This window comes from Luteolibacter sp. Y139, assembly GCF_038066715.1.
Taxonomy (GTDB): Bacteria; Verrucomicrobiota; Verrucomicrobiia; order Verrucomicrobiales; family Akkermansiaceae; genus Haloferula; species Haloferula soli.
Window position 1 is genome coordinate 94,865 of sequence record NZ_JBBUKT010000002.1, and the last position, 13,735, is coordinate 108,599.

Annotated in this window: 9 protein-coding genes and 1 riboswitch; of the genes, 4 read left to right on the plus strand and 5 right to left on the minus strand. The window is 61.5% G+C overall.

Features of this window, described 5'->3' with window-relative positions; genetic code table 11:
* Positions 1–17: 17 nt before the first annotated feature.
* Positions 18–169, minus strand: a riboswitch (cobalamin riboswitch).
* Positions 170–241: 72 nt separating this feature from the next.
* On the minus strand, positions 242–715 hold the full coding sequence (locus WKV53_RS05440; protein WP_345789642.1) for a VOC family protein: 474 nt from the start codon (positions 713–715) through the stop codon (positions 242–244).
* 75 nt (positions 716–790) lie between these two features.
* Positions 791–1,987, minus strand: coding sequence for a TolB-like translocation protein (locus WKV53_RS05445; RefSeq protein ID WP_341403342.1), 1,197 nt, complete (start codon positions 1,985–1,987; stop codon positions 791–793).
* Between the two features lie 128 nt (positions 1,988–2,115).
* On the opposite strand from WKV53_RS05445, the gene WKV53_RS05450 reads away from it, so the two are divergent.
* Entirely contained in the window at positions 2,116–2,469 is a 354-nt protein-coding gene (locus tag WKV53_RS05450) for a hypothetical protein (protein ID WP_341403343.1), read from the plus strand.
* A 53-nt stretch (positions 2,470–2,522) separates the two neighbouring features.
* A complete protein-coding gene (locus WKV53_RS05455; RefSeq protein ID WP_341403344.1) occupies positions 2,523–4,268 on the plus strand; it encodes a heparinase II/III domain-containing protein in 1,746 nt (581 codons plus the stop codon).
* Between the two features lie 204 nt (positions 4,269–4,472).
* Here the strand turns inward: WKV53_RS05455 and tsf are convergent, their stop codons facing one another.
* The 3 genes from tsf to WKV53_RS05470 all read right to left on the minus strand — a co-directional run bounded on the left by tsf (position 4,473) and on the right by WKV53_RS05470 (position 7,130).
* A complete protein-coding gene (gene tsf / locus WKV53_RS05460; RefSeq protein WP_341403345.1) occupies positions 4,473–5,339 on the minus strand; it encodes a translation elongation factor Ts in 867 nt (288 codons plus the stop codon).
* A gap of 114 nt (positions 5,340–5,453) precedes the next feature.
* The gene (rpsB, locus tag WKV53_RS05465; protein WP_341403346.1) at positions 5,454–6,137 is read right to left on the minus strand and encodes a 30S ribosomal protein S2; all 684 of its coding nucleotides are present in this window, start codon (positions 6,135–6,137) and stop codon (positions 5,454–5,456) included.
* Between the two features lie 186 nt (positions 6,138–6,323).
* Positions 6,324–7,130: a VanW family protein gene (locus WKV53_RS05470; protein WP_341403347.1), complete on the minus strand. Its 807-nt coding sequence runs from the start codon at positions 7,128–7,130 to the stop codon at positions 6,324–6,326.
* Between the two features lie 128 nt (positions 7,131–7,258).
* On the opposite strand from WKV53_RS05470, the gene WKV53_RS05475 reads away from it, so the two are divergent.
* Positions 7,259–9,064, plus strand: coding sequence for an NPCBM/NEW2 domain-containing protein (locus WKV53_RS05475; RefSeq protein WP_341403348.1), 1,806 nt, complete (start codon positions 7,259–7,261; stop codon positions 9,062–9,064).
* A gap of 183 nt (positions 9,065–9,247) precedes the next feature.
* A complete protein-coding gene (locus WKV53_RS05480; RefSeq protein ID WP_341403349.1) occupies positions 9,248–13,735 on the plus strand; it encodes a beta strand repeat-containing protein in 4,488 nt (1,495 codons plus the stop codon).

Genomic DNA, 13,735 nt, shown 5'->3' on the forward strand with positions numbered 1-13,735 from the left:
GAGATCCGCGGGTTCGGTCAGACGTGTCCTTTCAGGCTGGCGATCTGGCTTTCCCGAGCTGGCTGGTTGGCAGCTTGGGATTACAGTGGCGGTACCGCTCCGGAATTTCACCGGATTCCCCATCGATTTCCTGCCCGTGCCACGGGCTTCCCGAATGGAGCCACGGCTATCCCGCGGCGCGCGGAGGGTGCCGATTCTGGCTCCGATGCCAAGGTGGAAGTGAGAACAATGTGATTCCTTCTCAGCCGCGGCGTGCGGCGTCGATGGCGGCGACGTCGATCTTGCCCATCTCCATCATGGCTGCGAAGGCTCGCTTGGCCTCATCCCCGCCGGCCATCATTGCCTCGCTGAGGGTGCGCGGGGTGATTTGCCAGGAGATGCCCCAGCGGTCCCGGCACCAGCCGCAGTAGCTTTCCTCACCGCCATTGCCGACGATCGCGTTCCAGTAGCGATCGGTTTCTTCCTGGGTATCGGTCGCGACTTGGAAGGAGAAGGCTTCGGTGTGCTTGAACTGCGGCCCTCCGTTCAAACCGAGGCAGGGAATGCCGAGAACGGTGAAAGTGACCGTGAGGACATCTCCTTCCTTGCCCGATGGGTAGTCGCCGGGCGCGTGGTTGATCTCTCCGACCTCGCTGTCCGGAAAGGTGGCGGCATAGAAGCGCGCCGCCTCGAGGGCGTCCTTGTCATACCAGATGCAGATCGTGTTTTTGGCGATGGGCTTTTTCATGATGGGGATGGGATCTCGAAAAGGGATACCATGAGCCGGGATCGCGCCACGGGAAATTTGCGATCAGGAAGCGGGCTCTTCGAAGGGCTCCAGCCACTTCACGGAGTCGATCAGGGGTTCGCTGAGGAGCTTGCGCTTGGCGCCATCGGTGCCGATGAGGTGGAGGTTCTTTCCATCGCTCCAGGCGATGCGGCCATCGGCGGCGAGGTCGTAGGCGAGGACGTGGCGGGCCAGCACGGATTCGGTGCCGTCGCTGGTGCGCTTCACGAGTTCCCAGTCGGCAGGGGCGAGGGCACCATCGGGGGAATTGGAGTTGCTGGCTTTCTGGACATCGATCATGCGGCCGGCGATCCACATGCGGACGGGTTCGGGGCCTTGTTGCTTGGGTCCGCCTGCGGTGGTCAGTGGCTTCTTGCTGACGAGGTGGGAGAAGATCTGGAAGAAATCGATGAAGGCGCGGAAGACGCGGAAGGGGAACAACAGTGTGTCTTTCAGCGTGACCCAGAGGGAGGGCTTGGGGCCGCCCGGGCCTTCGTAACTACGGCGGATGTAGTAGAGGTTGCCGGCTGAGTCGGATTGTGGGGAGAGGTAGTCGTGGTGCGGGCTTTCCAGGACGGTTTCGAGGTCGCCATTGGCGAGGTCGATGCGATGGATGGCGAAGGAGCCGAAGCCGAGGACGCAGCCCTTTGGATCGCGTGACAGGCCGGCGGAGTGATAGAGGATGGCTTCCTTGCCCGGCACCCACGAGGGAGATGCGTCGATGGAATCGCCTTCGGTGACCGGCTTGGCGTGGCGGCCGTCTGGCTCCAGCACGGCGAGATGGGAAACATCTTCGTCACCGAAGCGGCAGGCGATGCGGCCGTCGACGGGATGGCGGTCGAACTCGGAAACGTGGAAGCGTTCGCGGTGAAAGACGCGGCGTTCGTAGTTCTCGGTGAAATCGAAATCGAGGACCGCGCCGACAACGCCGGTCCAGAGGGCGTAGACCATCGACTCCGGGCGATCGCCACCGGCTACGGCGACGACCCGAGGGCGAATGGAGACACCGCGCGGAACGCCTTTTCCACCCCACAGCGAGGAGCGATTGAACATGCCGCCGGGTGCTTCCTGGTCGCCGCGGAGCCATGAGTTCTTCTCGGCGGAGCGTTGCTCGCGGCGCTCGATTTCGGCGGCAAATTCGCAGTCGTGCCGCTTCGATGTGCCGTCGGTGGCGGCCACGATGAGGCGGCCGTCGGCGAGGAGGGCGATGCGGTCGGTCATGATGGCTGTGGTCTAACACGGGCGGCGGGCTACGAACGAGGAAATTGCGAGTTATGTCGCGGGCGTTTAGTGCGTCGATAGATGGAGCTGGCAGCGACGGAGTGGAGGTGAAAGCTTTGGTCGATCCCATGAAAAGCGAGCTGGAGAAATTCGACCGGGTTCTTGGCGCTTGTCGCGACAGCTACCTTAAAAAGGGGGCTCAATCGTTGTTCTGGGTGAGCTCGGAGGAGGAGCGGGACGAGGTGCGAGCGCGACTGCAGGGGATCTTCGGCAAGGAGTATCCTTACGCATTCATCGGAAACTTTCCCAACGGGGATATGGTGGCGATTGCCGAGGATGGGGCTCTGGTCGCGGTCCTGCATGACTGCGGTGAGGTCTGCCCCAGTGCTCTGACAATGGACGAATTTTTGGAGGCCGTTCGGGAGGATGAGGAGCTAGAGGATCGGTTTTACCTGTTGGAGGAGAGCGACGACGATTTTTGAAGCGCTTTGCCTTGCCGGTAAGGGAATCCGGTGAAGCCACGTAGTCCCTCGTTATGACGAGATCGATCTGCGTGTGGCTGGCCTGTGCCGGTGTGGCGATGGCGGAGGTGCATCCGCGGTTATTGTTTCCGGCGGCGATGGAGGGGGAGGTGAAGCAGCGGATCGCGAATGATCCGCTGGCGAAGGAGCTTCAGGAATACGTCGTGGAGCGGGCGGAGAAGGTGCTGAAGGAGCGGACGTGTGAGTATCGGATTCCTGATGGGAAGCGACTGCTTTCGGAGTCGCGGGCGGCGCTGCATCATGTGCTCTATTGCGGCTGGGCGTGGCGGACGACGGGTGATGTCCGGTTCAAGGAGCGTGCGATCCGTGAGCTTGATGCGGCGTGTGCGCTCAAGGATTGGAATCCATCGCATTTCCTCGATACGGCCGAGATGGCGACGGCGGTGGCGATCGGGTATGACTGGCTGTATCCGTCGCTGAGCGATGAGCAGAAGAAGCGCTATAAGGATGCTCTGTTAGAGAAGGCGCTGAAGGTGGTGGGCGAGCAGCATGCAAAGACGGGCTGGTGGGTGAAGGCGTCGAACAATTGGTCGCAGGTCTGTGGGACGGGGATGGCGCTGGCGGCGGAGGTGGTGAAGGAGCGCGATCCGGGCTTGTGCGAGCCGCTGGTGGAGCACGGGAAGAAGATGATCGAGAGCTGCGAACGCTTCTACGAGCCGGATGGGGCGTATCCTGAAGGGCCTGCGTATTGGCACTACGGGACGAACTATGAGGTGCTGCTGCTTGCGCAGCTTGGCAAAGGGATCGAGGTGCCGGATGTGCTGCGTGGGAGCGGAGATTTCATGCGGCATGTGACCGGGCCCAGCCGGGTCTCCTTCAACTATGCCGACGGCCATCCAAACGCCGAGGTGCCGTCACCGGCGCAGAGTTGGATTGCGACGCATTTCAAGGATGCGGGGCAGGCGGCGCATGTGAGGTCGATGTTAGAGAGGTCTTTGAAAGAGGGGACAGGCAGCGGTGCCACGGGAGACCTGCGGTTTTTCCCGCTGCATTTGCTGTGGTTGCCTGAAGCGCAAGATGCGGGAGGCGCGATATCGAAGATCGCGAAGTTTGGTGGTGAGCAGTCGTTTGCGTTTTTCCGCAGTGGATGGGATGCCGATGCGTCGTGGCTGGCGATCAAAGGCGGGACCGGTGCGGCGAGCCATGGGCACTTGGACGCGGGGTCGTTTGTGTATGAGGCAGGTGGAGTCCGGTGGTTCCACGATCTCGGATCGGATGACTACAACATGCCGGGGTATTTCGGGAAGCAGCGGTGGGATTACCTTCGCTTGAACAACTTCTCGCACAACACGCTGGTGATCGATGGGAAGCTGCAGGTCGCGCCGGGCGAGGGTTGTCCGGTTCGTTGGGTGGAGCCGTTCGGGAAGGATCAGGCGGAGGCAGGCATCGATCTCGGAACGGCTTATGCTGGGCAGGCTAAGGAGGTGCGTCGTGCAGTGGTTTTCGATTTCACACTCGGCGTGAGTGTCAAAGACACGATCGTCAAACCAACGGGGCCGGTGCGTTGGGCGGTGGTTACCAAGGCAAAGCCCACGTTCGAGGGAACGCGGGTGGTCTTGGAAGAGAAGGGGAAGCGTTTGGTCATGGAGCGCCGCGATCAAGCGGGAGGATCGTGGGAGGAGTATTCGCTTAAGCCGAAGACGGAGAGGGAGGAGCAGAACGAAGGGTTTCATCTCATCGGTTTCACCGTGCCGGTGGCGGAGGAGGTGAAGTTGGAGGTGGGGTGGAAGGTAGAGTGAGGCTGCTGCCGATTCCTGTGTCGCTACGCGACACCATCCCTGCACGTGCCTAATCCGTGGACTGAAGTCCACGGCTACCCTCCTTGACCGCTACGCGGTCCACCGAGCTTAAAAGAAAACGCCCGCCTCCGGAGTGACCGGAGACGGGCGGGGTGAGAGGGGGGCGCGGGTGCCGCGGTTGTCAGCGGGAAACCTTTGCTTTGCTTATTCGCCGAGGCCGAAGCGGACGAAGCGCTTCACCACGAGGGTGTCGCCGACTTCCTTGCCCTTGGCTTCCACGAGCTTCTTGATGGTGGTTTCGGGATCCTTCACGAAGGCCTGCTCGAGGAGCACGGCTTCGGAGAAGAACTTGCCGATCTTGCCTTCGACGATCTTCTCGATCATCGCTTCCGGCTTGCCTTCGGCGGCGAGCTGGGCGCGATAGACGCTCTTCTCGGCTTCGACGATTTCGGCGGTGATCTCGTCGCGGGACAGGCCCTTCGGAGCGGCAGCGGCGATGTGGAGGGTGATGTCCTTCACGAGGTCGCGGAACTCTTCCTTGGAAGCGGTGTCGCCGTTGGAGGCGGAGACTTCAAGGAGCACGCCGACCTTGCCACCCATGTGGATGTACTGGGCGATGGCGCCGCCGTCCTGAAGGTCGAAGCGCTCGAACTTGCGGAGGCGCATATTTTCGCCGAGTTCGAGGGTCTTGGCCTTGATGAAGTCTTCCACGGAGATATCGCCGATCTTCACGGCGAGAGCTTCGTCGAGATTCTTCGCGCTGGAGCCAGCGAGGGTGTCAGCGATCTCACCGACGAAGGCGACGTAGTTGTCATTGCGGGACACGAAGTCGGTCTCGCAGTTCACTTCGATGAGGATGCCGGTCTTGCCGTCGCCGGAGAGGCGGGCGGCGATGATGCCTTCGGAAGCTTCGCGGTCGGCCTTGGCGGCGGCCTTCATCATCCCACGCTCGCGGAGGTAGGTCACGGCGGCGTCGATGTCGCCAGCGGTTTCAGTGAGGGCCTTCTTGCACTCCATCATTCCGACGTTGGTCTTCTTGCGGAGTTCGTTGACGAGGGATGCGGTGATCATGGGAAAAAGAAATGTATTGGGATTCGAATGAAAAAGCGGATCGGCGTTTGAAGGCCGGATCCGCGGAAGAAAACCGGCTGCGGCACTGGTCCGCAGCCGGGAAAGAGTGACGGATCAGCCCTTCTTGGCGACGACGATGGCGTCGACCAGGTTCTGGAGGATGATGCGGATCGAGCGGACGGCGTCGTCGTTGCCTGGGATCGGGTAGTGAACGATCGACGGGTCGGCGTTGGTGTCAACGAGGGCGACGATCGGGATTTCCAGACGGCGGGCTTCGGCGACGGCGATCGACTCACGGGCGGAGTCGACGATCACGATGGCGTCCGGCTTGCCTTCCAGACCGCGGATGCCGCGGAGGTTGCGCAGGAGCTTTTCGCGCTCGCGGCCAAGAGCGGAGAGCTCCTTCTTGGACATCGACTTGAACTCCGGCTGCTTCTCGATGTTTTCGAGCCACTTGAGGCGTTCGATCGACTTCTTGACGGTGGTCATGTTGGTGAGCATGCCGCCGAGCCAACGGTGGTTGACGTAGTATTGGCCGGTGGCTTCCGCGGCTTCACGGACAGCGTCCTGAGCCTGGCGCTTGCAGCCGACGAAAAGGATCTTCTTGCCCTTGCCGGCAAGGCCCGAGAGGAAGTCGGAGGCCTTGTCCAGGCACTTCACGGTCTGCTCGAGATTGATGATGTAAATGCCGCCCTTGTCCTTCATGAGGTAGGGCTTCATTTTCGGGTTCCACTTCTTGGTCTGGTGACCGTAGTGGACGCCGGCGTCCACCATATCGCTGATGAGTTCGTTGATCATTGTAACAGGTTGTCCCGCCTTGATTCAGGCCGGGCGATTTTGGAAGACCCACCGCGTGTTTGGTCCCTTCGGTCTCCCGTTGATTGGGCGGCGGCGCTGGAAGGGGCGGACGAGATAGGGAGGGGCAGGGGGCTTGGCAAGGGAAAAGCCTCGGATTTTCAAGGGGATGGGGGGTCGGTGGACCCGTCATTCCTCGTCCCATTCTGCCGGCAGGTACATGACCCGCACGAAATTCTCCTTCAGCTTCTCGTCGCGGAGGTGGCGGCCGGTCTTGCGTTCCATGACGCGGCGCCAGATCTCATTGGTGCGGAAGAATTCGCCGGCGCGGCGGAGGAAGCGGTGCTTCTCTTCGTAGATCTTGTAGGTCTCGGCGATTTCGCGGTCGGAGCGGAGCTCGCCCCAGAGGTCGGTGGCGGTCATCCAGATCTTGAACTGGAAGGTTTCAGTGGTGTCGTTTCGGAAGCAGAGGTCGACGTAGTTGTAGAAGACCGCGCAGCCGGTGCCGAAGGGCATGCTGCGGTTCTGGTCGGGGAAGGGATCGAAGCTGTGGGCGCTGCGCTCGGTGACGGTAAGGGGGCTGTGGAGGGCGAGCCAGTGGAGTAGATTGGCCATCTGGCAGATTCCGCCGCCGACGCCGGAGCGTGCTTGCCCCATCGAGAGTTCCATTCCTTCCAGGAAGCCGCGCTCGCGGGTTGGTTTGCCGACGAGGCGACAGAAGGAGAAGACTTCGCCGGGGGCGATCCGCACGCCGTCGATGAGGGGCGTGACGATTCCAAGGTTCACGACCTTGTTGAGCTGTAGCTGGAGGTCGGAGTCGCCGAGGATCTTGATGAGGCGGGAGGAGTGGCGCTTGACGAGGCAGGGGAGCATTTCCGGATGACGGCGGGCCATGCGGTTCCGGTCGCGGTGCCAAGCGATCCGCCGTTTCAGCCGGTGGTAGCCCACGGCGAGTCGATAGAGCAACGGATGCCGGTGGCTGAGAAGCTTTCCCATGGGGCGACGAAGGCCCCAGTGTCTCCCGTGCCGGTGGGTCCGGGCAATCCAATCGCTTTTCCTTCACCAAGAATTCACGGCTGGTGAATTCCTTGAATGTTTTCGGTGATTTTCGTCGTTTTAATGGCGTGAAATTGACCTTGGCTGCCCTGTTGCTTGCTCTGCCTCTCCATGCGAGCCCTCAAGACGAGATCGCTGCCCAGGTGCCGGCGGCGAAGGCGATTCTGGATGCGTGGCAGGCGAAGGATCCGGTGCGGGCGGAGAAGAAGGTGCACATCGTTTACTGGACGCCTGCCGACCGGGAGCCGGCACCGCACTACCGCGAGCGGCTGGGGACGATCATGGAGAATATCCGGGACTTCTATGCGAAGGAGATGAAGGGGCTCGGTTTCGGGCCGATGTCGATCCGGCTCGACTATGCGGACGACGGGAAGATGAAGGTGCACGTGGTGAAGGGTCGGCAGCCGTATGCGAAGTATGAGGTGCAGTCCGGCGGGCCGATTCGCAACGAGTGTCTCGCGACCCTTCGCGACGCGGGGATCGATCCGGAGAAGGAGACGATCGTGATCTTCTGCAACATGTCGAATTGGGACGCGGGGAAGGCGATCATTTCGCAGAACAGTCCTTACTATGCGAGTGGCTCGAATCGACAGGGGACGGCGTGGCAGGTGGATTCACCGATTCTGAATCTGGATTCGCTGGCGAAGAAGGAGCCGCGGGTGAAGGACGGGCAGTATGGGGATATTTCGATTGGTCGCTACAACTCGATCTTCATCGGTGGGATTGCGCATGAGCTTGGGCATGCGCTGGGCTTGCCGCACAATGAGGCGCGGCCTGACGAGGAGGCGATCTGGGGAACAGCGTTGATGGGAAGCGGAAATCGCCGTTACGGGGAAGAGCTGCGTGGTGAAGGAAAGGGCTCTTTCCTCACGCTGGCCCATGGCTTAAAGCTGGCGTCGCATCCGATCTTCTGTGGGTCGGTGAAAGGGATTGATCGCCCGGCGAATGCGGTCTTGAAGGATGTTTCGCTTGCTGCCGAGGGGAAGGCGTTCACCTACAGCGCCACCGTTACGGCGGATCCGCCGCCTTATGCGGTGTTGGGTTACATGGATACCGAGGGCGGCGATGATTATGACGCGACGACTTGCTCGGCGGTCCCGGATGCATCGGGGAAGTTCACGCTGGAGGCTACTGCGTTGAAGCCGGGCAAGGCTGGGGTCTTCCGGGTGGTGGTGATGCAGGCGAATGGGGCGGCGAGTTCATTCGCGAATGCCAGCACGCCGTTCACCTATCCCTATCTGGTGGCGAAGGATGGGACGGTTGATCTCTCTGCGAGTCAGGCGCGCAAGCAGCTTGCTCCGTTGATCGAGGCTGTGGCCAAGCATGACATGGCGGCGACGGCGAGTGCCTTGGCTGCGGTTGACGCGGCCAAACCGACAGCGGCGGTGTTAGAGGCGGCGAAGGTCCGTGCGGCCACGCTTTCGGCGACGCCTGCGCCTTCAGCGGTTGAGGAAGCGGGGAGTGTATGTCGGCTTTCCGAGGCCAAGCCGGCGTCGGCCAAGGTGGGTTGGGGGCGGCCTGCTTATAATATCCTGCCGGAGAGCGATCTGTTATTTTCGTGCGGGTCGCGGTTGTTTGCGCGCGGGATCTATGCGCATGCGCCAGCGGTTCATACGTGGCAGCTTGGGGGGAAGTGGAAGACTCTTCGTGGAAGCGCAGGTCTACCTGATGGCAATGATGGAGGCTCCTGCGTTTTCGTGGTGAAGGCTGATGGCAAGGAACTATGGCGCACGAAGAAGACCGAGTCTGGAACGCTGCGAAGCTTCGATCTCAAGGTGGAAGGGGTGAATTCCTTAGAGCTGGTGGTTGAGGATGCAGGGGATGGCAAAAGTTCCGACTGGGGCTGCTGGTTTGATCCGGAACTTTCCCGGTGAGATCAGGTGATTCTGGATGGAAAGATCAATAATGGGTCATTTTTTCGCGAGTGTTTAAATCACTGATTCTCCTAAATGGGTAGTATGGGCTTTTTTCTGACGATTTGATGCTTGTGGCGTAGTGGCTGCTTTCGCGCGTTGCTCGCCCGTCGGGCGAAAACTCGTTTTCAGACCCCTACTCACGTGACCTCGACCTTCAAAAAACTTTCCATCCGGACCGCTCTCGTTTCCCTGTCCGTCCACACCGTTGTCGCGGCCAACGGCACCTGGACCAATCCCGCCGGAGGATCCTGGGCAGACACTAACAACTGGCTCTCTGGAGTTGTGGCCGGAGGGGCTGACTCGGTCGCCTATTTCTCGACCCTGGATCTCAGTGCGAATGCCACCGTCACACTCGATGGAGACCGGACCATTCGCGGAATGCTGTTCGCGGATACCGCTCCCAGCAATGGCTGGATCATCAATACGGGAACGTCTGGAACGTTGACGCTGGCAGATACCCTTGCAACCCCGGTGCTTTCCGTCGCGGACGGGACGAGCCAAATCGGGGCAGTGGTGGGAGGCACAAGCGGCATTCAGAAAACCGGTGCCGGGACCTTGCTGCTTTCGGGAGCGAATACGTTCACCGGGAACCTGACGGTTTCCGCAGGAACGCTTAGTGCCGGGAATGCTGCAGCGCTGGGGGCGGCAGGGGCGGGAAATGAAACGGTGGTTGCCAGCGGTGCGACGCTCGACATCAACGGCCAAGCCTTAACCAACACGGAGATCATCAAGCTGGGTGGCACGCTGCTGAACAATGGTGGTGCCCAGCAGAATGCGCTTAACAAGGTGGTCCTCACGGGCAATGCCACGGTCAGTGGCACCGCGCGCTTTGACATCCGTCCGGGCACGACCCCGACTCTCGATCTGGCCGGTTTCACGCTGACCAAAACCGGTGCGAATCAATTCAGCATGGTGGGCACGGCGATCAGCGCGGGCAACGTGGTGATCAATCAGGGCATCTTCAGCGTGGAGACCACCAGCACGATGACCGGCACGGGCACCACGACGATCAATAGCCCCGGCGTCCTCGGTCTCTACGGCAATGGCGATACCTTGCTCACTCGTTCGATCGTTTCCAATAACGGCACGATCCAGAATCTGGGCAGCGACGCGAACATCAACACGCCGATCTCGATGGCGACCGGCACCACGCTCACTCTCACGGGCACCAATACCACGAACCTGCGCACCGGTGTCATTTCCGGGACGGGCTCCATTTCGAAGACAGGCTCTGGCACGTTTGCCACGAACTTGAACCACACCTTCGTCGGCAAAACCACTGTCACCGGCGGTTACATGGGCATGCATGGGGATGGCGCGCTCGGGCCGAACCCCGCCACCTTCCAGGCGGACCAACTGACGCTTGATGGGGGTGGCATTTATGACGTGGCGGCCGGTGTTTATTTCATCAACGGTGGCCCGGTCTTCAGCGGCACCCGCGGGATCACGCTCGGCCCCGGCGGCGGCATCTTTGATGCGTATGGTGCTGCCAACTCCCGCTCGCGGATCGGTCTCGCCAGTGTGATCAGCGGCCCCGGCAAATTGACCAAGAACGGTGGCGGCTACATCGAGTTGAGTGCTGCCAACACTTACGCGGGCGGCACCACCATCGGCGGTGGCCCGGACGTTACGGACACCATTCCCAACAGTGCCTTCAATCTTTCGAACTACGGCGGCTTTGGTCCCGGGCCGATCAACTTCGTCAATGGCGGTGCGATCAATGGACTGCGCTTCACGACGACGGGGACTCTTGCCAATGAGATCAGTCTCAACTCCGTCGCAGCATCGACGACCCGCTTCAACGTGGACAGCGGTGCGATCGCCACCATCGGCGGCGATTTGTTTGGCGGAGCTTACCCCGGTCCGAAGTTCCAGGTCGGTGGGGCCGGTGTGCTGGTGTTGGCTGGTGACAAGGGCTACTCCAGCGATACCGAGGTAATCAGTGGCAGGTTGCTGGTGAACGGCAACGTGCTCAACTCCGATACCTACGCTCGCGCTGGTGGCAGCATTGGTGGCAGCGGCGTCGTTCGTTTGCTCACGCTTGACGAAGGATCGAACATCATCGCGTCCACTCCGCCGCTGGGAACCATCTTCGGCGTTTACGCGAACAAGACCGACAAGGGCGTGGGTGTCATCGTGCCGAACAGCTCACCAACGCCCGGGTTGAAGACCGTGGACGTGGTCTACTACGGCGACGACGTGGATGGCTTCGCACCGGATACCGCAAACTTCAACACGGCGGCTTACCGGGGTGCGAGCGTGGCCAACAACACGGTCACCAACAAGATCACCATGAGCTACACCAGCTCCGCGCTCACCTGGAGCGGTCTAGGCACGGTGTGGGACGTGGCCACGACGGCTTCGTGGGTGGAGGGCAACAATCTTTTCTATCAGGGCGACGCGGTGACTTTCAATGAGCCTGCCGCCGCGGCGACGGTGACCATGACCGGCCTGCTTGCTCCTTCCTCGGTCACGGTCGCCAATACGACCAACGCATACACCTTCGGTGGCACCGGCTCGATCATCACCGGTTCGCTGGTGAAGAACGGCTCGGGCATGCTGGTGATGCCCAATGCGAATTCCTTCGCGGGCGGCACCACCATCAACGGCGGCACCGTTTCACTCAGCGCCTCCACCACCGCTTCCGGGAGCAACAACCCCGGCGCGCTCGGCTCCGGTCCGGTGACGGTGAATACCGGCGGCCTGCTGAAGCTCTGGATCAACAACGGTACCACCAACTACCTCAGCAACCCGGTGACGCTTGATGGCGGTCGCATCCTCGGTGAAGACGGCATCAACGTCCTGAAGGGCGGGCTGACCTTGGCGGCGGGCGGCGGCACGCTTTCCGCGAAGTGGAACAACAAGAACACGGTGGTGGACAGCCTGCTGTCCGGCCCCGGTAAGCTCACGGTCTTCCGTGAGACGCCGAGCGGCGAGACCGGTGCTTCTGTCGTTCTCAATCAGGCAAATACCTATACCGGTGGCACCGATCTTCTTTCGGGTTTCCTCCGCGCGGCCTATAGCGATGCCGCGCTGGGCACGGGCACGCTTACCTTCACCGGTGCGGGCACCTTTGCCACCGCAGTCGGAGGGGGCGCGCGCACCATCGCGAACCCGGTGGTGATCAATACCGGGATCATCGGTTCGCTCGATGGCGGGCAATTCCCGCTGACGATGTCCGGCCCGATCAGTGGTCCGGGCACGCTGCAGTCGACGTCCTCTGGCTTGATCGTGCTCTCCGGGAACAACAGCTACACCGGCGGCACGAACTTTACCGGCACCGGCTTGATGCGCCTGGATAGCACCGGCGCGCTCGGCACCACTGGCACCTTGTCCTTTACCGGCGGGACCATGCAGGCGAGTGCGGCGAATACGACGGACTATTCGGCCCGTTTCTCCACCGCGGCGAACCAGCAATACAAGATCGACACCAATGGCCAGACGGTGACCTGGGCATCTCCGCTGACCAGCACCGGCGGCAGCATCCAGAAGTTCGGCACCGGCACGCTGATCCTCACCGGAGCCAGCACCTATACCGGTGGCACGAACATCAAGCCGGGCGGTGTTTTGGAAACCGGGCTGATCTCGGACACTGGCGCGACGCCGATCGGGACCCTCTCGACGGCTGCGGCCAGCTACATCAGCCTCGATGGCGGGACCTTCCGCTACAGTGGCGCGAGTTCCGTCGCGACGACTCGCTACCTGTGGAACGATCAAACGACCAGCACCGTGGAGGTGGTTAATGCGGGGGTGACGCTGGCTTTCAACAGCACCGGTGGCACCATCAACAAGCCCTTCATCAAGACCGGTGCAGGCACGTTGACGACGATCGATTCGATCGACGGCGCTGGGACGACAGTCACGGTGAACGGCGGCACCCTGAATCTCAACGGCACGAACACCTACACCGGCGACACCATCGTCAATGCGGGATCCTTGTCGCTCGGCATCGCCTCGCTGCCGAATGGCGCGGATGTCCGGTTGGCTTCCGGGGTCAACCTGAACCTGGCATTCACGGGGACCGATACGATCGACCAACTCTTCATCGGCGGGGTCGAAATGGCGTTGGGCACGTGGGGAAGCCCGACTTCGACCGCCACCAACAAGAGCCCTCTGATTACCGGCACGGGCATTCTCAATGTCACGACCGGTCCGGTCGGCGGAGCCTATGACACATGGGCGACGGCAACGGGCCTAACAGAGGCTAACAAGGGCAAGGCGCTTGATCCGGATGGCGATGGCATGAGCAACCTCGGCGAGTTCGCCTTCGACAGCCTGCCGCTTGCCGGAGCGAGCAGTGGCAAGATCGTTTCCAAGATCGCCACGATCGGCGGACAGCAGGTGCTGACGCTCACGCTGCCGGTCCGGACCGGTGCGGTCTTTACCGGTGCCACCGAGAAGACGTCGCAGCTTATCGATGGTGTCGTTTACCGGATCCAAAACTCGGGAAATCTGCTGACCTTCCCGCTGGAAGTGATCGAGGTGACGGGTGCCGATGCGACGGCCATCCAGGCCGGTTTGCCTGCTCTGACACCAGGGGGCGGTTGGGCGTATCGCACCTTCCGCGCGGCGGGGATCGTTTCCTCAGCGACCAAGCAATTCCTCCGCGCCAAGGCTGACGAGAGCTGA

Bases quoted from the DNA above. Each gene is read 5' to 3' on its own strand.
- WKV53_RS05445 (WP_341403342.1), bottom strand. From the start codon at position 1,987: ATGACCGACCGCATCGCCCTCCTCGCCGACGGCCGCCTCATCGTGGCC.
- WKV53_RS05450 (WP_341403343.1), top strand. From the start codon at position 2,116: ATGAAAAGCGAGCTGGAGAAATTCGACCGGGTTCTTGGCGCTTGTCGC.
- WKV53_RS05455 (WP_341403344.1), top strand. From the start codon at position 2,523: ATGACGAGATCGATCTGCGTGTGGCTGGCCTGTGCCGGTGTGGCGATG.
- tsf (WP_341403345.1), bottom strand. From the start codon at position 5,339: ATGATCACCGCATCCCTCGTCAACGAACTCCGCAAGAAGACCAACGTC.
- rpsB (WP_341403346.1), bottom strand. From the start codon at position 6,137: ATGATCAACGAACTCATCAGCGATATGGTGGACGCCGGCGTCCACTAC.
- WKV53_RS05470 (WP_341403347.1), bottom strand. From the start codon at position 7,130: ATGGGAAAGCTTCTCAGCCACCGGCATCCGTTGCTCTATCGACTCGCC.